The organism is Halomonas sp. ML-15 (genome assembly GCF_014779595.1).
Lineage (GTDB): Bacteria > Pseudomonadota > Gammaproteobacteria > Pseudomonadales > Halomonadaceae > Franzmannia.
Genome location: NZ_JACXZT010000002.1, coordinates 353,122 through 375,210, shown reverse-complemented (window position 1 = coordinate 375,210; position 22,089 = coordinate 353,122). Strand labels below are relative to the sequence as shown.

Below are 22,089 nucleotides of genomic sequence, written 5' to 3'. Positions count from 1 at the left end.
CCCGTCACTACCCGGCACGCCGCCCTGCGTGGCGGTCGGATATGCTCCCCCAAAATGTACATCTTTGTACATTTAAAAGACCATGATGTACATTCATGTTAGTGGCGTCCCATTACACAACAAGATGGAGTCCTGACGATGGCCAACGACCCGCTGCTGGAGCCCTTCCAGCTCAAGCATCTGACCATGAAGAACCGGCTGATGATGACGGCCCACGAGCCCGCCTACCCCGAGGATGGCATGCCCAAGGCGCTCTACCGGGCCTATCACGTCGAGCGTGCCCGGGCCGGGCTGGGCCTGACCATGACCGCCGGTTCGGCGGCGGTGGCCAAGGATAGCCCGCCGGTGTTCAACAATATCCTGGCCTACAAGGACGAGGTGGTGCCGTGGATGCGCGAGCTCACCGACGCCTGCCACGAGCATGGCACCGCGGTGATGATCCAGCTGACGCACCTGGGCCGTCGCACCCGCTGGGACAAGGGCGACTGGCTACCGGCGGTGTCGGCCTCGCACTATCGTGAGGCATCCCACCGCGCCTTTCCCAAGCAGGTCGAAGAGTGGGATATCGAGCGCTTGATCCGCGACTACGCCGACGCCGCCGAGCGCATGCAGGCGGCCGGCCTGGATGGCATCGAGCTGCAGGCCTATGGCCACCTGATGGACCAGTTCTGGTCGCCGCTGACCAATACCCTCGAAGGACCTTATGGTGGGGAGCTCGGCAACCGACTGCGCTTCACCTTCGAGGTGCTGCACGCCATTCGCCAGCGGGTCGGCGAGGCGTTTATCGTCGGCGTACGCTACACCGGCGATGAGATGCTGCCCGGCGGGCTGACGGCGGATGAGGGCATGACGATCTCCCATCGTCTCAAAGACAGCGGCATGGTCGACTTCCTCAACGTGGTGCGCGGCCATATCGACACCGACCCCGGCCTCACCGACGTGATCCCCATCCAGGGCATGCCCAGCGCCCCGCATCTCGACTTTGCCGGCGAGATCCGTCGCCAGGTGGATTTCCCCACCTTTCATGGCGCCAAGATCCAGGACGTGGCCACCGCCCGCCACGCCATCGCCTCGGGCAAGGTCGACATGATCGGCATGACCCGTGCCCATATGGCCGACCCGCACATCGTGAGCAAGATCATCGCAGGCCGCGAGGAGGAGATCCGCCCCTGCGTCGGCGCCAACTACTGCCTGGATCGCATCTACCAGGGCGGCGCGGCCTACTGCATCCACAACGCCGCCACCGGGCGGGAAACCACCATGCCCCACACCATCCCCAAGGCGGCACAGCGGCGTCGAGTGGTGATCGTCGGTGCCGGGCCCGCCGGGCTCGAAGCCGCCCGGGTCGCCGGCGAGCGAGGCCATTCGGTGGTGGTACTGGAAGCTGCCAGCGATGCCGGCGGTCAGGTGCGACTCACGGCGCAGAGCGAGCGTCGCCGCGAGATGCTGGGCATCATCGACTGGCGCCTGGCGCAGTGCGAGGCGCTGGGTATCGAGATCCGCTACAACGTCTGGGCCGAGGTGGATGAGGTGCTTGCCGAACAACCGGATGTGGTAATCGTGGCCACCGGTGGCTATCCCATGGAAGATCAGCCCGCGGTTGGTAGCGAACTGGTGGTCAACACCTGGGACGTCCTCTCCGGCCATGTGTCACCGGGCAAGCGAGTGCTGCTGTTCGATGATGCCGGCGATCACGCCGCCATGCAGGCGGCGGAGATCCTCGCCGCCAGCGACGCCGAGCTGGAGATCATGACCCCGGACCGCACCTTCTCGGCGGAGATCATGGCCATGAATCTGGTGCCCTATATGCGATCTCTACAGCGTTCCAACGTCACCTTCACGCCCACCTACAGGCTGAAGTCCGTGCAGCGGGATGGCGGCGAGCTGCTGGCCAGGATCACCAGCGACTACAAGGACCTCGAGCATCAGCGGCGCATCGACCAGGTGGTGGTCAACTACGGTATCACGCCGATGGCCGACATCTACTTCGCGCTGAAGCCCCACGCCAGCAACGGCGGCGAGGTGAACTACGACGACCTGATCGTCGGTCGGCCCCAGGCGGCTGTCCGCAACGCGAAGGGTGAATTCCAGCTATTCCGTATCGGCGATGCCGTAGCGTCACGCAATACCCACGCGGCCATCTATGATGCGCTGCGACTGGTCAAGGACCTGTAGTGCAGGCGCCCCATGACGCAGCAGGCGGCATGGGGCGCTCAGCAGTGCCTGTCGGCTCAGTACTCCACCACCACGTCGCCGATGGGCATGCTACAGCACGACAGAATGTAGCCCTCGGCGATATCCTCATCGGTAATGCCGCCGTTGTGCTCCATATTGACCTGCCCCGAGTTCAGCGGCACGCGGCAGGTCCCGCAGATGCCCATCCCGCACGCCTTGGGAATGTGCAATCCGAGCTTGGCGGCGGCGGCATGCACCGTCTCGCCGGGTTGAATACGCACGCTCTTGCCGCTGGCAGAGAACTCGACGCTGAGCATTTCCGCCACATCGAGCTCTTCGGCCTCGGCTTCAGCCTGTTCGACCAGCTCCTGCACCTCCTCCTGGACATCCAGCGGCGTGGCACCGAACGACTCCTCGTGGTAGTGCGCCATATCGAAGCCGTTATCGCGCAGGATCTGCTTGACCGCGTTCATGTAGGGCGTCGGGCCGCAGCAGAAAATCTCGCGCTGCATAAAGTCCGGCGCCATCAGCTCGAGCATCGCCTGACTCAGATAGCCGCGAAAGCCAGCCCAGGTTTCGCCCAGCTCGTCGCTGCGTTCGCACACGATATGCAGCTTGAATTCGGGAATTCGCGAGAAGATATGCTCCATCTCGCGCTGGAACAGGATATCGCGCGGCGTGCGCGCGCTGTGCACGAACTCCAGGTCCACCGCGGCATTGGTATCGAAGAACCAGCGCGCCATGGAAATCAACGGGGTAATCCCCACCCCACCAGAGAGCATCAGAATCTTGTCGGCGGGATAGTCGATAACGTTGAAGTTGCCCACCGGCCCATGCACCGCCAGCTCGGTACCGATGCGCAGATTGTCATGCAGCCAGTTGGAGACCCGCCCCCCTGGCAGACGTTTGACGCTGATCGAGAAGCTGTAGGGGATTGAGGGCGAACTGGAGATGGTGTAGGAGCGCATCATCTGCTCGCCGTCGATCTCCAGTTCCAGGGTCACGAACTGCCCCGGCTTGAAGAAGAACAGCACCGGCTGCTCGGCCATAAAGCAGAAGGTGCGTACGTCCCAGGTCTCCTGGATCACCTTCACGCAGCGCACCAGGTGGCGGCCGTTGGTCCAGGTCTGGGTGGTGACCGGGTTGAGGAAGTTCATGGTCATAGGGGCACTCGCCTGGGCTGCGATCATGTGAATGGCACCGCGCCCGTGTGGCGGTACCGTTGTCGGGAATTCTGCGCATAGCGCGTACATGCCACATGCCTGTCTGCGACACCGACATACCCCCCACTTCCAGCGCCGGGCAGGATTCTTGCTACACGCGTCGCCGTTGCATCATGCCTTGTCGTCGCCAGACAACTGCACTCCGTGCGGCTGGTACACACTCGCCGGCAAGCATTCTCGATCGCGCCGGCCACATCCATCCCCGACTACATCCGCGCCGCAGCCCGCGGCCCCCGTTACAGAGGAAGCATTTCCATGGACCCGATGTCACTCGAGCGTCTCGACGACCCGTTGGCCGGCGCCCGCGAGGCCACCTGCACCATGCTCACCCAGCGTAGGCCGCAGTTCTCACTGCCCCAGCCGTTCTACAACGACGCCCGCCTGTTCGCGCTGGACATGCAGGAGATCTTCGCGAAGGAGTGGCTGTTCGCCGGCATGAGCTGCGAAATTCCCGCCAAGGGCAATTACCTGACCCTGGAGGTCGGTGACAATCCGTTGATCCTGGTTCGCGGCGCCGACGGCACTATTCATGGCTTTCACAACGTCTGCCGACACCGCGGCTCGCGGCTATGCGTCAAGGACAAGGGCAAGGTGGCCAAACTGGTCTGCCCCTACCATCAGTGGACCTACGAACTCGACGGCCGGCTGCTGTTCGCCGGCTCCGATATGGGCGAGAACTTCGATCTCGGCCAGTATGGCCTCAAGCCGATTCATGTACGCACCGCCGGTGGCTTCATCTTCGTCAGCCTCGCCGACCAGCCGCCGGTCATCGATGACTTTCTGACTACCCTCGAGCACTATCTCGAGCCCTACGACATGGCCAACACCAAGGTCGCGGTGGAGTCCTCGATCGTCGAGCAGGCCAACTGGAAGCTGGTGCTCGAGAACAACCGTGAGTGCTATCACTGCAACGGCGCTCACCCAGAGCTGCTCAATACCCTGCTCGAGTTCGACGACAGCGACGATCCCCGTGCCACCCCTGCCTACAAGGCCCAGGTCGCGCGCAAACAGGCCGACTGGGATGCCGAGCAGGTGCCCTGGCAGCTCAAGCGTTTCGGCAAGCGCAACCGCCTGACCCGCACCCCGCTGCTGGAGGGCACCGTGTCGATGACCATGGACGGCAAACCCGGCTGCCGCAAGCTGATGGGACGCCTGCAGAGCCCCGACATGGGCTCGCTGCGGATTCTTCATCTGCCCAACTCCTGGAACCACTTCATGGGTGACCACGCGGTGGTGTTCCGGGTCCTGCCGCTGGGCCCGCAGCAGACCCTGGTAACCACCAAGTGGCTGGTGCATGCCGATGCCGTGGCCGGCGTTGATTACGACCCGGAGCAGCTGCGCAAGGTGTGGGATGCCACCAATGATCAGGATCGCCGCCTGGCCGAAGAGAACCAGCGCGGCATCAACTCCAAGGCCTATGAGCCAGGCCCCTACTCGGCGACCTACGAGTTCGGGGTGATCGACTTTATCGACTGGTACAGCGAGCGCATGCAGGAAAACCTCGGCCACACCGCGCCACACCTCAGGGTAGTGCAGAGCTGATCTTCGCTGTATAGGCCACCGGCTCCGCTGCCGGTGGCCCGCTTCAAAGCGGCTGGATTTCCGCGTCACGGCGTGTTGGGATAGTTTCTCGTCCGAGCGTCCCTGTGAGCCCCCATGCGCCTACGCAACATCATCATCGTCACGGTCCTCGTGCCGCTGTTCCTTATTCTGCTGGTGTTCAGCCTGGTAGCGATCAAATCGCTGGAGGACAACGTACGCACCAAGCTGCAGAGCGAGGTGCAGATCATCAGTCACGCCATTGGTACCTCACTGGGCTACGCCCTGGAGCGCGACACCCCGGACGCGCTCCAGGAGTCGCTGCATTCGGCGTTCTCCTTTCACCGCATCTACGGCGCCTATGTGTTCGATACCGAGGGCGAGAAGATCTACGGCCTGGGACTCGGCGAGGAGCTATTCGACGCCGACGATATCCGCGCCGTGGTCGAGGCCGAGGAACCCACAGGCGACTACCGCCAGCATGAGCGCTGGAACTACTACTCGGCGCTGGTGCCGCTGACCACCCCCGGCGGCGAAATTCGCGGCGTGCTGCAGGTCAACCGACTCAATACCGGTATCGAGAACTACACTGGCTTCATCAGCATCGTCGCGGTAGTGGTGTTCGCGGTGGGCGCTGCCGGTATCGTGCTGATGATCTGGTGGGGTTTTCGCCACTATATCGAGCGGCCACTCAATCGCCTGCTGGGGGTCATGGAGCGTGTCGAGAAAGGCGACCGCAGCCAGCGCGCGGCGATCGACGGCCCCGCCGAGTATCGTAAGCTGTCGCTGGCCCTCAACGGCATGCTCGACTCGATGGCCGAAAAGGATGCCGATATCGAGGCGCGTCAACGCAAGGAGATCGAACTCGAAAAGCGCCTGCGCAAGTCGAAGAAACTCGCCGAGCTGGGTGTCCTGGCCGCCGGCGTCGCCCATGAGATCGGTGCACCGCTGACGGTCATCAACGGCCAGGCTCAGCGCCTGGCGCGGCGCGAGGTGATCGGCGACGACGAGCGTGCCAAACTGGGCCGCATTCGCAGCGAGGTCGAACGTATCGTGGTGATCGTGCGTCAACTGATGGAACTTGGCCGCCAGCACAACGTCGAGAAGGAGTGCTGTCGACTCGACGAGCTGATCGCCTCGGCGATCGGCCTGCTCGAGGAGGAGCTGGAGCGCCACGGCAGCCATGTCGAGGTCGCCCTCCCCGATCCTGCGCCACAGATAGTCGTCAACGGTCAGCAGCTCACCCAGGTGTTCACCAACCTGATGCACAACGCGCTGCAGGCCAATCCCGGCGGGCATATCCGGGTCAGCGCCGAAACCCTCAACGCGGAACTGCACATCAAGGTCGAGGACGACGGGCCGGGGATCGATGAGGCCAACAAGAGCAGGGTCTTCGATCCCTTCTTCACCACCAAACCAGTCGGCCAGGGCAGCGGCTTGGGACTGTCGATGGTTCACCGTATCATCAACGATCACGGCGGCACCGTGGGGGTCTTCGACAGCGTCCTCGGCGGCGCCGGGTTCGAGCTGACTTTCCCCACCGATGACCCGAAACCCACTCAGGGAGCGCAACCCGCATGACAAGGAGGCTTTCGTGACCCCGCCGATTCTTATCGTCGAAGACGACCCGGCGATTCTCGAACTGCTCGAGGAAGAGCTGCAGGAAGCTGGCTATACCACCCTGGGAGTCGGCAGCGCCGAGGAGGCGATTGCCACTCTCAGCCATGAGAGCGTCGAACTGATCATCAGCGATGTGCGCCTGCCGGGCATCAGCGGCATGCAGCTGCTCGAGCGGCTGCGCCACGATGACAGCAAGGTAGGGTTTATCGTGATTACCGCCTTCGGCACCATCGAGCAGGCGGTAGAGGCGCTGAAAATCGGCGCCGACGACTTCTTGACCAAGCCGCTGGATCTCGAAAATGTGCGCGACGCCGTCTACCGCGTCCTCGAGAATCGTCGACTGGCGGCACGCCTCGAGAGCGCTGGCGGCGCACGACCGCATTTTCACGGCATCGTTGGCGAGAGCGAGACGATGCAGTCGCTGTTTCACGATGCCGCGCGGCTGGCCAAGAGCACCGCACCGGTGCTGATTCTCGGCGAAAGCGGCACCGGCAAGGAGCTGCTTGCCCGTGCTATCCACGCCGAAAGTCCCCGTCAAGACGCTCCCTTCATTGCCGTCAACTGCGCCAGCATCCCCTCGGAGCTGATGGAGAGCGAGTTCTTCGGCCACGTCAAGGGCGCCTTCACCGGCGCCAATGAAGCGCGCCAGGGGCTGTTCCACGCCGCCAACGGCGGCAGCCTGTTTCTCGATGAGATAGGGGAGATGCCCCCCTCGCTGCAGGCCAAGCTGCTGCGCGCCCTGCAGGAAAGGACCGTGCGCGCCGTGGGTGCCGAGAAGGAAGAGAAGGTGGATGTGCGCATCATCGCCGCCACCCACCGCGATCTGGAGAAGGAGATCGAGAGCGACAATTTCAGGAGCGACCTCTTCTACCGGCTGGAAACCTTCTCGCTACGCATTCCACCGCTGCGCGAACGCGAAGGCGATATCGAGCGACTGATCGCCGCCTTGATCGACAAGCACGCCGAGCAGCAGGGAAAGAGCATCGAACAGGTCGAGCCGCTGGCGCTTCAGGCGCTGATCAACTACCCCTATCCGGGTAACGTGCGTGAGCTGGAGAATGCCATCATGCGCGCGGTCACCCTGGCAGAGGATGGTATTCTCTGTCACGACGACCTGCCCGAACGCCTGCGCGGCCACGCCGAGACGAGGCGCGCCGCAGTCGGCAGCGAAGGAGTGCCCGCCACCCAAGGCACCCACTGGCCGAGTCTTGAGGACGTCGAGAAGCGCTACATCCAGAAGGTGCTGGAAGCCACCGGTGGCAACAAGCGGCGCACCGCCGACATCCTGGGCATTGCGCGCAAGACCCTTTATCGCCGGCTTGAGGACCCGGACGACGCCAGTTGAGTCGCACCTGATATGCCAGAAACGCCAACGGCGCCTTGATAGGCGCCGTTGGTGCGAACGATCAGAAAACTAAGGACATAAGATCGCGATCAATCGAACTCCTCGTCTTCGGGTAGCGGTTCCCCGGAATGCTCGGCGGGCGGCTCCGCTTCACCGGGCATTGCTTCGCCACCATCGCCAAAGCCAGCTTCTTCCTCATCCGGCATGGTTGCTTCGGGCTCATCACCGGTACCAGGGTCGCCAGTCGCTGGATCCGCAGTGCCCTCTTCCATCTCGGCGGGGTCAGTCCCAGGGCTGGCAGGATCTTGCGTACCTGGCGAAGCGGGATCCGAGGTTCCGGCTGGGTCCGCTGGCGCACCGGTGTCATGTGTATCGGCAATCACCAGTGGGCTTGCTGTCAGCCCCAGAGCGACACCAAGAATACCGAACTGCTTCAAGAATACCTTGGACATCATCGCGAATAACCTCCTGATCCGTATAAGGCCACATCCCTGTGTAGCCAGCCGGCGAACGGGTCGCCGATCGGCCAGCGGGACCTCCGTTTCCCGCCATCATTGGGCTTTGCTGAAAATTACGAAGCCGCAATTAGAATGACTCGTCCTCGTCCATCATGTCGTCGTCGCCCATTCCACCATCCATGTCGGGATCATCCATTGCCGGATCGGTTCCCATGTCCTGCTCCATTCCTGGCTCCTCTTCCATGGGCTGATCCATTGCCGGATCGTCTTCCATAGGGGGCATATCGTCATCGTTGCCACAGCCCGCGAGCGCCAGGCTGCCCAATAGCATGGCGGCAATCGATGTGGCGGCCATGAATTTGCGACTTGCCTTGGTGCGAGTGTTCATCCTTGTCTCCTGACGATTGCTGAGTGTCACCCAACACCAAGCACATAGCGCGCCATCCGCCCCGAAAAACAATAAAATGTATTTAAAAACAGGATCTTATATATTCATGTGCACATCGACAGGAGCCACTCCTGGCCCTTTCCAAGGGGCCAGGAGTGGCGAAAAATGACACATGGGTCGCAATGGCCAGGTGCTGCCTAGCGCGCTTGGAGAATATCCTCGATAGCCCGACGCACCGATGGCAGCATGATCTCTCGCTGCTGCATCAGCGCGGCAATCTCCGCCTCCAGTCCCGGTACGCCGACCTCAAGCTGCTTACGCCGTGCCAGCCGAGCGCAAGTCTCGGGGCAGGCCCCCTCGGGCAACTGCACGCCCAGCGCCACCAGGCGCTGGCGAAAGTCGTCCCCGTCTATCAGTTCGGCAATCATCATGGCACTGCCCTCCTCCCATAAAGGCCTCGAACTACGCCGGCGTCGCTGCGGCGGCAGTCAGTCGGCAGGCGGCGTATTTGAACTCGGGGATCTTGCCGTAGGGATCCAACGCCGGGTTGGTCAGGATATTGGCTGCCGCCTCGGCGTAGCAGAACGGCACGAACACCATGCCCTCGGGCATCAGCATATCGGCCCGCGCGCGCAGGCTGATCGACCCGCGCCGGGTGGTGATGGTCACCGGGTCGCCGGGCTGAAGCCCCAGGCGGCGGAGCTCTCCCGGCGCCAGGCTGGCCACCGCCTCGGGCTCGAGGTCGTCGAGCACCTTGGCGCGCCGGGTCATCGAGCCGGTGTGCCAGTGCTCCAGCTGACGACCGGTAGTCAGCACCGTGGGATAGTCGCCGTCGATCGGCTCATCCGGCGGCAGTGGCACCGTGGGACTGAAGCGAGCGCGCCCAGTGACGGTGGGGAAGGCGTCCGAGAAGACCACGTCGGCGCCGGGGGCATCATCCGCCGGGCACGGGTAGGTCACCGAATCCTCGCGCTCGAGGCGCTCCCAGCTGATGTGGTCCAGCGAAGGCATGCCGCGCTGCATCTCGGCAAACACCTCGCGGGGGTGGGCGTAGTCCCAGTCCAGACCAAAGCGCCGGGCGATCTCCTGAATGATCCACCAGTCGGGCTTGGCATCGCCGGGCAGCGGCATGGCGGCGCGGCCCATCTGCACCTGGCGGTTGGTATTGGTGACGGTGCCATCTTTTTCCGGCCACGCCGAGGCGGGCAGAATCACATCGGCGTACTGCGCTGTCTCGGTGACGAACAGGTCCTGTACTACCAGATGCTCGAGCTTGGTCAGGGCGGCGCGGGCGTGATCAAGATCGGGATCGGACATCGCCGGATTCTCGCCCTGGATATACATGCCGCGGATGGTGCCTGCGGCAATGGCATCCATGATCTCGACCACGGTGAGGCCCGGCTCGGGGTCCAGCTGGGTATTCCACAGCTCTTCGAAGGCGCTGCGCACCTGGGCGTCGGAAACCGGCTGATAGTCGGGCATGACCATCGGTATCAGGCCCGCGTCCGAGGCGCCCTGAACGTTGTTCTGGCCGCGCAGCGGATGCAGGCCGGTGCCCGGGCGTCCGGTGTGGCCGCAGGCCAGCGCCAGCGAGATCAGGCAGCGGGCGTTGTCGGTGCCGTGGGTGTGCTGGGAGATGCCCATGCCCCAGAAGATCATCGCTCGCTCGGCCTTGGCATACTCCCGCGCCACCTGACGAATCTCCTCGGCGCTGACGCCGCAGGCGGGCGCCATCGCTTCGGGGGTCATCTCGGCCACATGGGCCTTGAGCGCCTCGAAGCCGTCGGTATGTTCATCGATATAGGCCTGGTCGTAGAGGCCTTCACTGACGATGACGTTGAGCATGGCGTTGAACAGCGAGACATCGCTGCCCGGGGTGAAGCGCAGGGTCTGATGGGCGTAGGCGCCCAGCGACTGTCCCCGCGGGTCGATGACGATCAGCTTGGTGCCACGCTTGGCGGCCTGCTTGAAGAAGGTCGCCGCCACCGGGTGGTTCACCGTGGGGTTGCAACCGGTGAGGATCACCACGTCGGCCTGCTCGGCCTGCATAAAGGAGGCGGTCACCGCCCCGGAGCCAATGCACTCCATCAAGGCCGCCACCGAGCTGGCGTGACATAGCCGGGTGCAGTGATCGACATTGTTGGAGCCGAAACCGGTGCGCACCAGCTTCTGGAACAGCCAGGCCTCCTCGTTGGAGCACTTGGCACTGCCGAAGCCGGCCAACGCCGCTGGGCCGTGGTCGGCCTTGAGCGCGGTAAGGCCACCGGCGGCCAGGTCCAGCGCCTCCTCCCAGCTCGCCTCGCGGAAGTGGCTCAACGGCTGGGCCGGGTCGAAGGCGGGGTCGAGCCCCTTGGCGACCCCGGGCTTGCGGATCAGCGGTTTGGTCAGCCGCGCCGGATGGCGCGGGTAGTCGAAACCGAAGCGCCCCTTGACGCACAGCCGGTTGTGATTGGAGGGCCCGTCGCGACCCTCGACGAACAGGATCTCGTCATCCTTGAGGTGGTAGGTGAGCTGACAGCCCACCCCGCAGTAGGGGCACACCGAGTCGACCTGACGGTCGGCCACTGTCGAGTCACCGCGTCCGGCGGCGTCGATCAACGTCGCCGGCATCAGCGCTCCGGTGGGGCAGGCCTGCACGCACTCGCCGCAGGCCACGCAGGTGCTCTCGCCCATGGGGTCGTCGAAGTCGAAGACGATCTTGGAGGCCGCCCCGCGGTGCGCCAGACCGATAACGTCGTTGACCTGCACCTCGCGACAGGCGCGCACGCACAGATTGCACTCGATGCAGGCGTCGAGATTGACGTTCATTGCCGAGTGGCTGGCATCGTGGCCCTGGGCATGACCCAAGGCGCCGTCTCGCGCAGCGACATGGTGCACCGTGGGCGCGTCGCGCGCGCTGCGCGGCGGCAGCCACTCGCGCACCGCCGCGGCGTCGATGGCGAGCTGGTCGGCCATGGCCCAGAAGTGGCTGGCCCGGTCGGGGCTCGCCTCGCGCTCGGGCTGATCGGCGATCAACAGTTCCATCACCGCCTCGCGGGAGATCCGCGCGCGCTCGGAGCTGGCACTCCTGACTACCATGCCTGGCGCAGCCTGGCGCAGACAGCTCGCCGCCAGTGCCCGCTCGCCATCGATCTCGACCATGCAGGCGCGGCAGTTGCCGTCGGCGCGATAGCCGTGAGCATCCTTGTAGCACAGGTGGGGAATGGTCTCGCCGGCGCGCTTGGCAACCTGCCACAGCGTCTCACCGGCGTGAGCGGTGACCTCGGCGCCATCGAGGGTCAGGGTAAAGTTCTGCTCTGTCATGGTGACCTCCTCAGCCCTTGACGATGATCTGCTGCGCCGCCAATCCCTCGCGGAAATTCTTGAGCAGGCCCAGCACCGGGTTGGGTGCCGCCTGCCCCAGACCACAGATCGAGGCGTCCATCATCACCTGGGAAAGCCGCTCGAGATCGGTGGCATGCCACTCATCGCGCTCGATCAGCGTCAGCATCTTCTCGGTGCCGACGCGGCACGGCGTGCACTGCCCGCAGGACTCGTCGGCGAAAAAGGCCAGCAGGTTGCTGGCAGCCCCGCGTAGATCGTCCTGGTCCGAGAGCACGATCACCGCTGCGGAGCCGATAAAGCAGCCCTCGGCCTGCAGGGTGTCGAAGTCCAGCGGGATATCCGCCTTGCTGGCCGGCAGAATGCCACCAGAGGCGCCCCCGGGCAGGTAGGCGGCGAGGCGATGACCGTCGGCCATGCCGCCGCAGTACTCCTCGACCAGCTCCTCGAGGGTGATTCCCGCCGGAGCCAGGTGCACCCCAGGGCGCTTGACCCGCCCGGATACCGAGAAGCTGCGCAGGCCGCTGCGGCCGTGACGGCCGTGGCTAGCGAACCACTCGGCTCCCCTCTCCCAGATCAGCGGGATCCAGTAGACGGTCTCGACGTTGTTGACCAGGGTCGGACGGTCGAACAGGCCGCGCTGGGCGACGAACGGCGGGCGGTGGCGAGGCTTGCCGGGTTTGCCCTCCAGCGACTCGATCATCGCCGACTCCTCGCCGCAGATATAGGCGCCGGCGCCGCGCCGGATCACCACATAGCCGGGACTGACCAGCCCCACGGCGGTCAGCTCGCGGACTGCCTCGTGTAGCACGCGGTGCAGGCCGGGATACTCGTCGCGCAGGTAGATATACAGCGCCTCGGCCTCCACCGCCCAGGCGCTGACCAGCGCGCCCTCCAGGAAGCGGTGCGGGTCACGCTCCAGGTAAAAGCGGTCCTTGAAGGTGCCGGGTTCACCCTCGTCAGCGTTGATCGCACAGTAGCGCGGGCCAGGCTCCTGGCGCACGAAATACCACTTCTTGAAGGTCGGAAAACCAGCGCCGCCCAGGCCACGCAGATTAGCCGCTTCGAGAGTCTCCATCAGGGTCTCTACCGCCACCTCGCCGTCGCGGCAGGCCTGCAGTAGCCGGTAGCCTCCTGCATCGCGATAGGTGTCCAGGTGCTGCCAGTCGATGGCCTCGGGATGAAAGTGACCGGTATCGACCACCGCCTCCACCGCCTCGCGGCTGGCGTGCAGCACGTGACGATGGCCGACCTCGACGATCGGGGCGCTCTCGCAGCGTCCCATGCAGGGCGCTCGCAGCACCCGCACCTGGGCCGGGTCGACGCCGGTTTCGAGCTCGCCCTGGAGCGCTGCAGCGCCAGCCAGCTGGCAGGAGAGCGAGTCGCAGACACGGATCGTCACCGCCGCTGGCGGCGCCTGGTCGTCGTGGATCACATCGAAATGCGCATAGAAGGTGGCGGTCTCGTAGACCGCCGCCATGGGCAGATTCATGTAGGCCGCCAGGGCACGCAAATCGGTCATCGACAGGTAACCGTGGTGATCCTGGATGACATGCAGATGCTCGATCAGCAGGTCGCGGCGCTGCAGCGCCGGGGTCTCACGCTCGTCGCCGAGCAGCGCACGTAGCGCTGACAGCGCTTCGGGGGCCAGCTCGCGGCCGCGCGGCGTGGCGCGGAAGCGACGCACGGGGGTCGCGGGAGTCTCGGTCATGGGCGGGCTCGTTGTGGTTGTTTCACTCATCATCGTGGCAAAGCCACACGTCAAACTGAAATATTTTGTTATCAAGGCATTGAAGTTCGATAAATCGGTATTATCTTTACCAGTGCACACAACAGAAAGGATGCGCTGTCACAGGCAGTCTGTCACATAGCATAGTCGCTATGCTCGCCACACACGGCGAGCACCTCCCTGAAAACGACGTCGGGGCGGCTGGAACACTAGGCTTTTGAGGCAGGCAATGGCAACCACAAGGAGGGACCGCCATGAATTGGGACCAGATCGAAGGACGCTGGAAGGAAGTTCGCGGCAAGGCACGCGAAAGCTGGGGTGAGCTGACCGATGACGAGCTTGATCAGATTGCCGGCAAGAAGGATCAGATGATCGGCAAGCTGCAGACCAAGTACGGCATTACCAAGGAAGAAGCGGAACAACGCGCCAATGATTGGGCCGCAAAGCTGTAACTGTCACCTCTGGTGGCACCACGGAAATGGATGATCGAGGAGATCACAGCATGCGCAAGACGACACTCGCACTCAGCATATCTCTCGCCGCTGGCGGCATGGTACTGGCCAGCACCGCCCAGGCAGATGTCGAAGGCCTCTACTCCGCCGACGCTATCATGGACGCCGATGTCTATCTCGACAGCGCCCCCGATGAGCGCGTTGGCGACGTCGAAGACATCCTGCTCGACGATGACATGAGCGTTCAAGCCATCGTTATCGAAACCGGCGCCACCTTAGGGCTTGGGGGACGCGACGTGGTCCTGGACAACGACCACTATCGTCTGGAGACCGAGACCGATGAGGACGGCAATACCATACACCGCGTCTACCTCGATGCCACCGCAGAAGAGCTCGAGGAGCTGCCCGAATATGACCGGGATTGGTGGGACGATGCTCGCGAAAATGCCGCCGAGGCCTGGGAGGCCACTCGCGAAGGGGCCCAAAGCGCCTGGCAGCGCACTCGCGAAGGTGCCGAAAGTATCGGCGATACGGTAGGCGAAACCGTCAACGACTGATGCTGTTCTGGCTCAGCGCCACCCCTCAGGCCCGCCCTTCGGCGGGCCTGACTGCGTCTGATGGTCTGCGGATATGTCAGCGTCGTATCGGCGATATCGACACCGCGCGCCGCAAGCAATAATGTTTCTGGCGCCGGCGCCTATGCTGACCAAATGCGTCGCTTACCTGGCAATTCACTGGCAAACCGTCACAATGACGTGGTGAGCCATCACAACATTTGCATAACGGAGATTTCGCAGTGGATAAGAATTCTCAAGATCCCTCTGCCGAGGATCGGCAAGAGAGCTCCGAAGGCATTCCTGCCCCTGAAGGCCCGGCGAATCTGATCGACACCGACTATGTGATCGGTCAGGACAATATCACCGCCTCGCCGATGGGCTTTAACCTGGACCTGCACGGCAAGGTCTTCATATTCTCGTCGATCGTGGTGCTGTTCTTCGTGATCATCACCCTGGCCTTGCAGGATCAGGTGGCTCCGCTCTTCAACGCTACCTTCGGTTTCCTGACCAGCAATATGGCCTGGTTCTTCCTGTTATCGGCCAATATCTTCGTGCTCCTCGCGATCGTCTTGATCTTCACGCCCCTGGCCAAGGTGCGCATCGGCGGGCGAGATGCGACGCCGGACTTCAGCTACGCAGGCTGGTTTGCGATGCTGTTCGCCGCTGGCATGGGCATCGGCCTGATGTACTTCGGCGTCTCCGAGCCCATGGACCACTTCCAGGCCGCCATGGGAGGCGTCGCGACCGAGAACGGGGCACGCACGGACTGGGCCCCGCTGGGCGGCGCCGAAGGCGACGAAGCCGGTGCCGTGGCGCTGGGCATGGCCGCCACCATCTTCCACTGGGGCCTGCACCCTTGGGGGATCTACGCCATCGTGGCGCTGGCGTTGGCGATTTTTTCGTTCAACAAGGGGCTGCCGCTGACCATGCGCTCGATCTTCTACCCGATCCTGGGGGAGCGCGTATGGGGCTGGCCGGGGCATGTGATCGATATCCTGGCGGTATTCGCGACGCTGTTCGGTCTGGCCACCTCACTGGGCTTGGGCGCCGAGCAGGCCACCAGCGGCCTCAACGATCTGTTCGGTATTCCCGATACCAACACCACCATGGTGCTGCTGATCGTGGCCATCACCATCGTCGCCATGGGCTCGATTTTCCTGGGCGTCGAAAAGGGCGTGCAGCGCCTCTCCCAGCTCAATATGGGCCTGGCCTTCCTGCTGCTGGCTTTCGTGATCATCGTCGGGCCGACGCTGATGATCGCCACCGGCTTCTTCCAGAACCTGCTGGGTTACCTGGTCAACCTGCCGGCGCTCTCCAACCCCTTCGGGCGCGAGGACGCCAACTTCAGCCAGGGCTGGACTGCCTTCTACTGGGCGTGGTGGATCTCCTGGTCACCGTTCGTCGGCATGTTCATCGCACGGGTTTCCCGCGGGCGCACCGTGCGCGAGTTCCTGATCGCCGTGCTGTTGATACCGTCTACGGTGTCTGTCCTGTGGATGACCTCTTTCGGTAGCGCCGGCATCGAACAGCTGCTCGCCGGCACCTTCGAAGGCGAGGCGGATGCGCTCTTCGTGATGCTGGCCGGCCTGCCGCTGACCGAGATCACCTCCTTTATCGCCATCGTGCTGGTGATCGTGTTCTTTATCACCTCGTCGGACTCGGGCTCGCTGGTCATCGACTCCATCACCGCCGGGGGCAAGGTCGATGCGCCCAAGCCGCAGCGCCTCTTCTGGGCCATCATCGAGGGCGCCATCGCCATCGCGCTGCTGCTCGGCGGAGGTCTGGCGGCGCTGCAGGCAGCGGTGATCTCCACCGGCCTGCCCTTCACCCTGGTGCTGCTGGTAGGTTGCTATGCCATCGTCAAGGGGTTGATGAGCGAACCCCGCGGCTGATCGCCTTCAGCCATCGCGCAATGCAATGGGCGGCCTACGGGCCGCCTTTTGCGTGTCTGGCACTCAGCTCCAGAGCTGGCCGATCGGCGTACTGGGTTGATGTCGTGCAGCGATCTGCGCCTGCAGCAGTTCGGCGGTGGCCAGGGCATCGACCAGCGCATGGTGCCCCTGATAGGGCGGCAGGCCATAGCGCTCGCGGCTGTTGTGCAAGCGAATCGATACCGGCGGGCGCCCCATCCAGCGGCGAAAGCGCGCCCATAGCGACTGGCGATGGATACGCGCCTCCAGCGACATGGTGTCGATCATCGGAAAACGCAGACCCTCGCCGCGACGTGCCTGAACTGCCGCGTCAAGAAAGGGCCGCTCGATATGCCGGTAGTGGACCACGGCCAGACGCCCGGCAAGGGCCGCCAGCAGCTCGTCCAGGATATCGTCGAGGTCCGGTGCATGCTCTATCTCGGAGTCGGTAATACGGTGAAAGGCCACCGACTGGCGCACCAGCGGACGTGGTGGGCGCACCACCCAGTAGCGGCGCTCGGCCAGGCGAATGCGGCCGAGGCTGAAGGGCATCAGACCGATGCTGACAATCGCATGACGCCGTTCATCCAGCCCGGTGGTTTCCATATCCAGGGCCACCAGCGGTGCCTCGCCGATGGGCATCTCCGGGTCCAACTGGCCAGCAGCGAAGAACTCGGCCAGACGCGGATCGCGGGCCTCGGCGGCACGGCGTGCCAGATAGTCGGGCCAGTTGGGCGCCGGGCGCTTGAACGGACGCAGTGAAGGCATGTCGATTAGCGCCGCGACGGCATGGGGTAGCGGAACTTGAGAAACTTCTGGGCATTGCTGAGCAGCTGAAAGGCGTCCTTGAGGTGGTGCCGCTCGCTGTCAGAGACGTTGCCCGGGGCAATGTTGTTATCGGGTTCTCGCTCCTCCTGCAGATCAATGGCCTGGTGGCGAATGCGCACCATGGACAGGAACTCGAAGGCGTAGCGGATCTTGTCGCCGGTGCCGGCCGGCAGCAGCTGGGTCTTGGCGATATCGTCGAGGCGTTCGAAGCTATTCTGCGCCCGCGAGCCACAGGCCAGGGCATGCACGCGGATCAGATCCACCATCGGTGCCGTGCCGCGGCGCTTGATGTTGATGGTGTTGTTCTGCTTACCGTCCTTCTCCATCACGAAGGTGCGAAACACCCCCAGCGGCGGGGTTCGACCCAGCGCATTGCGGGCCATGGCAGCCAGGAACAGCGGGCTCTGGGACGCCTTGCTCGCCACCAGGTCCTGGAGCTGCTCGACGAACGCCTCTTCGCCGTGCACGCTGTCGAGGTCGAAGAAGATCGAACTGTGCAGCAGGTGCTCGGGCCGCGGCTGATCGATCCATTCACTGAAATAGCCTTTCCATACTGCCAGCGGCTGACGCCACTGGCGGTTGGTGGCCATGACGTCGCCTTTGCAGTAAGTGTAGCCGCAGGCATCGAGGCCATCGCTGACGTGCTGGGCCAGCGCCGCAAAGTATTCGTCATGCTGGGCCGGGTCGAAGCTATCGTCGAGAATCAGCGCATTGTCCTGATCGGTGACGATGCTCTGCTCGTTACGCGCCATCGACCCCAGCGCCATGAAACAGTAAGGCACCGGCGGGGGGCCCAGCGCCTCTTCGGCGAGCTCGAGCAGCCGCCGGGTGAAACTGCGGCCGATGGTCGACAGCGCCGAGCCGACCATGTGCGAGCTGGCGCCCTCCTCGACCATCCTGACAAATGCCTGGCGCACGTCCGGCTTGAGTCGTGCCAGCCCCAGGGTATCGGGCTGATGAAAGATGTTGCTGACCAGATAGAGGCTGCTATGGGTCTCGTAGCGGATAATATCGGACAGGTGCAGCACCCCCATCGGTCGGCGCCGATAGAGCACCGGCAGGTGATGCACGTTGTTGCGCAGCATCGCCAGCATCGCCTCGTGAACCGACTTGTCCGACTGCACGCTGATCAAGCGCGAACTGACGATTTCCGCCACCGCCGTCGACACGCTGCGCCCCTCGGCCAGCACCCGGTTGCGCAGATCCTGGTCGGTGACGATGCCCTGCAGCGTCCAGCTCTGGCCATCCGGATCGCTGAATTGATAGCGCGGGTCGCCCTCCCGAGTCGATAGCACCAGCGCGGAGGAGACGTTCTCCTCGTTCATGCGCTGGGCCACCTCCTGCACGCTGGTGCTCTCTTCGACCATTAACGGGCGGCGCGATACCAGCTTGCGCACCCGGGTCATCATCATGTCGTTGCTTTTGTGCTGCTCTTCTACCACGGACTTGAGCCGCGGCTGACCGAGCTCGACGAACTCGGCGAAATGCTCATCCGCTTCGCACAGTTGGTGAAAGCGCTCGCCAGGAATGAAGTAGATCAGGGTGTCTTCAAGGGCCTTGGCGGGAAAGCGCACCTTGCGGTTGCGCAGCAGGCTGAAGTGGCCAAAAATATCGCCTTCGCTGAGACGGTTGAAGAGCTCGCCGTTACGCCAGCTGATCTCTACCGCGCCGCTGCGGATGTAGTGAAGATCCTCAATCTGCTCACCGAGTGCAAGGATCTCGCTACCGGCCTTGAAGTAGGCGACTTCGATGGTGCCTACCAGGTCGTCGAGCTGGGCGTCGCTCAAGGCGTCGAAGGGAGCGAACCGGGCCAGATGCTCGCGGATTTCCAGCAGTTCGATGTCCATACGCGCTCCGGCCCCGCGGTTGATTGCCTGAAGTCTGATATGCCTGCGGTCCGCTGTAAAGTCGCATCTCGCATGCTGTTCTGTGGGCTGGGTGTCAGTCAGATACACCAAGGGCCACCCTGAGGTGGCCCTTGGTGAGCTTGCTGTCGATGGGAGTCGACGGCAGTACAGCTTACGACTGTTCAGCCATTTCCTGAACGCGCTGCATCATTTCCGGATCTTGCTGAATGGTGTGACCGATCGCATTGAAGGTATCGACATCCAGACCGCTATCCTCTACGACTTCAACCATGCGGTCGTTGGCTTCCATGCGCACTTCCTGCTGAGTGGCTTCGTCCTCAGCGCCCTGAAGCCGCTCGGTGTACTCTTGAGAAATCATGGCGATTTCCTGTGAAGCGTCAGCAAACTGCTGGAGCTCCTGATCAGAGAAATCCTGAGCGGGTGCCGCCTGCTGCTCCGGCGCCGCTGCGGGATCTTGTGCAGGATCTTGGGCAGGATCCTGAGCGAAGGCTGCTTGGGCAGACATCAGGCCGGCAGTCAGCAGCGCGGCAGAAAACAGGGCAGTCATCCGTTGCATATCAATACCTCCAGGGTTTTGCTTGAGTATGTGCCCCACTGTGACGGTGGTGCTCCACAAGGGTTCATATTTTTTGAGTAACAGAAAGAAACAATTGATTTCCAATACCGTTACAAGCGTCGCGATACCGAGACACGCGAAAGGATGCCAACCTGCCAGCGCGCTCTTCAAGGCAACGCCATCGATAGCGGCAACCCCTCATGATATGGATTCTCAACAAAATCCTCTTACCCTATCGCTGCAAAACAGCGAGAGGAGATACTTTTCGCCATCGCCTCCAAAGGCGTAGCCTCTCGTGGCGATTCCCCGCCCGTCGAGAACAAGGAACCCATTAATGCCCGCCCAACGCCGCACCACCCTGGCTCTCGCCGCGATGCCGATTGTCTTCGTGCTGCTATGGAGCACCGGCTTCATCGGCGCCAAGTACGGACTTCCCTATGCCGAGCCCTTTACCTTTCTGTTCGTGCGCTTCGTCCTGACCCTGGCGCTGCTGATCCCGCTGGTACTGCTGTTCAAGGGCAGCTGGCCGCAAGGGGGGGGGCTATGGGGCCACATCGCCGTCAGCGGCCTGCTGGTGCACGGCGCCTATCTGGGTGGCGTGTTCTACGGCATCTACCTCGGCATGCCGGCGGGACTGGCCTCGCTGCTGGTGGGCCTGCAGCCCCTGCTTACCGCCGCACTGGCCGGGCCGCTGCTGGATGAGCGGCTAACCCGCTGGCAGTGGCTGGGCCTGGCACTGGGGCTGGTGGGTATCGTGCTGGTACTGGGTAGCAAGCTCGACCCAGGTGCGGCACTGTTCCAGGGCTTCGGAGTGCCCGCCCTGCTGGCCGTGCTGGTAGCGCTGATTGGCATTGCCTGCGGTACCCTTTATCAGAAGCGCTTCTGTACCGGTATGCCTCTACTCTCCGGTACAGTCGTGCAGTATATGGCAGCCGGAGTATTGCTCGGTGTTGGTGCGCTGCTGTTCGAGCAGCGCGACATCGACTGGACACCGACCTTCATGCTGACCATGGCCTGGCTGGTGTGCATTCTGTCGATTGCCGCCATCCTGCTATTGATGGCGCTGATCAAGCGCGGCGAGGCATCGCGGGTCGCGAGCCTGTTCTATCTGGTGCCACCGGTTACCGCCCTGGAGGCCTGGTGGCTGTTCGGTGAGCGCCTGCCGCCAGTGGCACTGCTGGGCATGGCGATCGCACTCAGCGGCGTGGTGATGACGGTCAAGGGCAAGCAGCATGCCGCCAAGGGCACGGCTAAAGTCCCACGCGGATGAGCCGATAAACAATTTATGATTAACTAACCTTGGGTTAGTCCAGCAACATGACAGGGAAAGCTGATGGGAAATTGTGCCAGGGTCGATAGCCACTGCAAGCGCTGCGATATCCCCCTCCCCTTCGATTTCACGATGGCTTTCCAACCGATCGTTGATATCGAATCCGCCAGCATTGTGACCTACGAAGCCTTGGTGCGCGGTCCCGGCGGCGAATCGGCCTACAGCATTATTTCCAAGGTCACCGACGATCTGCTGTATCGCTTCGATCAGGCCTGCCGGGTCAGGGCGATCGAACTGGCCAGCCGTCTGGGCATGCAGGAGCGCTTGTCGATCAATTTCATGCCTAACGCCGTCTATGAACCCCAGGCGTGCATTCAGGCCACGCTGGAGGTATCGCGTCGCGTCGGCTGGCCTACCGACCGGATCGTTTTCGAGATCACCGAGACTGAAATGGTGAAGGATCGTATGCACCTGCGCGGCATCATCGATGCCTACCGCAGCATGGGTTTTACTACCGCTATCGACGATTTTGGCAACGGCTATGCCAATCTCGACCTGCTCACCGATCTGCGCCCCGACAAGCTCAAGATCGACCGTGAATTGGTCATGAATTGCCATGAGGATCCACGCCGGCAGGCGATCCTGCGCGCCGTGCATGGCCTGGCCGGAGAGCTCGATGTTGGCTTGATTGCCGAAGGTGTTGAGCTGCGCGAGGAAGCCCTCTGGCTAGCCCGCCTGGGTATCAGTAGCCAGCAGGGGTTCTACTTCGCTCGTCCGGCCCTGGAGTCGCTATGCCAGCACTCCTTGAGTGAGATGCTGCTCGAACTGCGCAGCGAGATACAGCGCTGAT

Annotated in this window: 18 protein-coding genes; 9 read left to right on the top strand and 9 right to left on the bottom strand. The window is 63.2% G+C overall.

Going from position 1 to position 22,089, the window contains the following annotated elements; genetic code table 11:
* Window positions 1-138: 138 nt before the first annotated feature.
* Window positions 139-2,175, top strand: a complete 2,037-nt coding sequence (locus IEI94_RS03375) for an NADH:flavin oxidoreductase (RefSeq protein ID WP_191165551.1) — start codon at window positions 139-141, stop codon at window positions 2,173-2,175.
* 56 nt (window positions 2,176-2,231) lie between these two features.
* On the opposite strand, the gene IEI94_RS03370 is transcribed toward IEI94_RS03375, so the two are convergent.
* Entirely contained in the window at window positions 2,232-3,338 is a 1,107-nt protein-coding gene (locus IEI94_RS03370) for a hybrid-cluster NAD(P)-dependent oxidoreductase (protein ID WP_191165549.1), read from the bottom strand.
* A 315-nt stretch (window positions 3,339-3,653) separates the two neighbouring features.
* Here IEI94_RS03370 and IEI94_RS03365 point away from each other — a divergent pair, with 315 nt between their 5' ends.
* From IEI94_RS03365 to IEI94_RS03355, 3 genes are all read left to right on the top strand, one after another.
* Window positions 3,654-4,940 (top strand): aromatic ring-hydroxylating oxygenase subunit alpha, encoded by a 1,287-nt coding sequence (locus IEI94_RS03365; protein ID WP_191165547.1) that lies wholly within the window; start codon window positions 3,654-3,656, stop codon window positions 4,938-4,940.
* 114 nt (window positions 4,941-5,054) lie between these two features.
* Complete coding sequence (locus tag IEI94_RS03360) at window positions 5,055-6,518, top strand: sensor histidine kinase (protein ID WP_191165546.1); 1,464 nt, start codon at window positions 5,055-5,057, stop codon at window positions 6,516-6,518.
* 13 nt (window positions 6,519-6,531) lie between these two features.
* A complete protein-coding gene (locus IEI94_RS03355) occupies window positions 6,532-7,902 on the top strand; it encodes a sigma-54 dependent transcriptional regulator (protein ID WP_318153352.1) in 1,371 nt (456 codons plus the stop codon).
* A gap of 89 nt (window positions 7,903-7,991) precedes the next feature.
* Here the strand turns inward: IEI94_RS03355 and IEI94_RS03350 are convergent, their stop codons facing one another.
* The 5 genes from IEI94_RS03350 to IEI94_RS03330 form a co-directional block, all read right to left on the bottom strand.
* On the bottom strand, window positions 7,992-8,357 hold the full coding sequence (locus IEI94_RS03350) for a hypothetical protein (RefSeq protein WP_191165542.1): 366 nt from the start codon (window positions 8,355-8,357) through the stop codon (window positions 7,992-7,994).
* A gap of 130 nt (window positions 8,358-8,487) precedes the next feature.
* Entirely contained in the window at window positions 8,488-8,748 is a 261-nt protein-coding gene (locus IEI94_RS03345) for a hypothetical protein (RefSeq protein ID WP_191165540.1), read from the bottom strand.
* 197 nt (window positions 8,749-8,945) lie between these two features.
* A complete protein-coding gene (locus IEI94_RS03340; protein ID WP_191165538.1) occupies window positions 8,946-9,179 on the bottom strand; it encodes a hypothetical protein in 234 nt (77 codons plus the stop codon).
* A gap of 31 nt (window positions 9,180-9,210) precedes the next feature.
* A complete protein-coding gene (gene fdhF / locus IEI94_RS03335) occupies window positions 9,211-12,051 on the bottom strand; it encodes a formate dehydrogenase subunit alpha (protein ID WP_191165536.1) in 2,841 nt (946 codons plus the stop codon).
* A gap of 10 nt (window positions 12,052-12,061) precedes the next feature.
* Window positions 12,062-13,780 carry an NADH-ubiquinone oxidoreductase-F iron-sulfur binding region domain-containing protein gene (locus tag IEI94_RS03330; RefSeq protein ID WP_191165534.1) on the bottom strand — a complete coding sequence of 573 codons (1,719 nt, stop codon included), beginning with the start codon at window positions 13,778-13,780 and terminating at the stop codon, window positions 12,062-12,064.
* 272 nt (window positions 13,781-14,052) lie between these two features.
* Here IEI94_RS03330 and IEI94_RS03325 point away from each other — a divergent pair, with 272 nt between their 5' ends.
* The 3 genes from IEI94_RS03325 (at window position 14,053) to IEI94_RS03315 (ending at window position 16,699) form a co-directional block, all read left to right on the top strand.
* Window positions 14,053-14,250 (top strand): CsbD family protein, encoded by a 198-nt coding sequence (locus IEI94_RS03325; protein WP_191165532.1) that lies wholly within the window; start codon window positions 14,053-14,055, stop codon window positions 14,248-14,250.
* Between the two features lie 50 nt (window positions 14,251-14,300).
* Window positions 14,301-14,807: a PRC-barrel domain-containing protein gene (locus IEI94_RS03320; RefSeq protein ID WP_191165530.1), complete on the top strand. Its 507-nt coding sequence runs from the start codon at window positions 14,301-14,303 to the stop codon at window positions 14,805-14,807.
* Window positions 14,808-15,046: 239 nt separating this feature from the next.
* The gene (locus IEI94_RS03315; RefSeq protein ID WP_191165528.1) at window positions 15,047-16,699 is read left to right on the top strand and encodes a BCCT family transporter; all 1,653 of its coding nucleotides are present in this window, start codon (window positions 15,047-15,049) and stop codon (window positions 16,697-16,699) included.
* Window positions 16,700-16,762: 63 nt separating this feature from the next.
* On the opposite strand, the gene IEI94_RS03310 is transcribed toward IEI94_RS03315, so the two are convergent.
* The 3 genes from IEI94_RS03310 to IEI94_RS03300 form a co-directional block, all read right to left on the bottom strand.
* Complete coding sequence (locus IEI94_RS03310) at window positions 16,763-17,485, bottom strand: 3'-5' exonuclease (protein ID WP_191165527.1); 723 nt, start codon at window positions 17,483-17,485, stop codon at window positions 16,763-16,765.
* A gap of 5 nt (window positions 17,486-17,490) precedes the next feature.
* Complete coding sequence (locus IEI94_RS03305; protein WP_191165525.1) at window positions 17,491-19,392, bottom strand: DUF294 nucleotidyltransferase-like domain-containing protein; 1,902 nt, start codon at window positions 19,390-19,392, stop codon at window positions 17,491-17,493.
* A 172-nt stretch (window positions 19,393-19,564) separates the two neighbouring features.
* Window positions 19,565-19,969 carry a DUF4168 domain-containing protein gene (locus IEI94_RS03300; RefSeq protein WP_191165676.1) on the bottom strand — a complete coding sequence of 135 codons (405 nt, stop codon included), beginning with the start codon at window positions 19,967-19,969 and terminating at the stop codon, window positions 19,565-19,567.
* 334 nt (window positions 19,970-20,303) lie between these two features.
* On the opposite strand from IEI94_RS03300, the gene IEI94_RS03295 reads away from it, so the two are divergent.
* Together IEI94_RS03295 and IEI94_RS03290 are read left to right on the top strand one after the other, a co-directional pair.
* Window positions 20,304-21,239, top strand: a complete 936-nt coding sequence (locus tag IEI94_RS03295; protein ID WP_191165523.1) for a DMT family transporter — start codon at window positions 20,304-20,306, stop codon at window positions 21,237-21,239.
* Between the two features lie 63 nt (window positions 21,240-21,302).
* The gene (locus tag IEI94_RS03290; protein WP_191165521.1) at window positions 21,303-22,088 is read left to right on the top strand and encodes an EAL domain-containing protein; all 786 of its coding nucleotides are present in this window, start codon (window positions 21,303-21,305) and stop codon (window positions 22,086-22,088) included.
* Window position 22,089: the final 1 nt, after the last annotated feature.